The organism is Photorhabdus viridis, assembly GCF_040256935.1.
Classification (GTDB): Bacteria; Pseudomonadota; Gammaproteobacteria; order Enterobacterales; family Enterobacteriaceae; genus Photorhabdus; species Photorhabdus viridis.
This window is the reverse complement of record NZ_JBEJZY010000583.1, coordinates 1-223: the sequence shown is the minus strand read 5'-3', so window position 1 is coordinate 223 and position 223 is coordinate 1. Positions and strand designations below refer to the sequence as shown.

1 protein-coding gene is annotated in these 223 nt (G+C 60.5%); it reads left to right on the top strand.

Features of this window, described 5'->3' with window-relative positions:
* Positions 1-223: condensation domain-containing protein (locus tag ABR397_RS24650; protein ID WP_350307965.1), on the top strand; the 223-nt coding region annotated here is incomplete at both ends.

Here is a 223-nt window from a genome sequence, read left to right as displayed (position 1 = left end):
GGCGTTTGCTGAGGTCATGCAGGGCGGGTCTGGTCAGGCGGACACGGTCCTGCCGGCCATCCTGCCGATATCCCGTGAGGGTGAGTTACCGTTGTCATTCGCTCAACAGCGTCTGTGGTTCCTGGCGCAGTTTGAGGGGGTCAGTGAGACTTATCATATTCCGATGGCCCTGCATGTGTGCGGTCAGCTGGATATCGAGGCCTGGCAGCAGGCGCTGGATAGC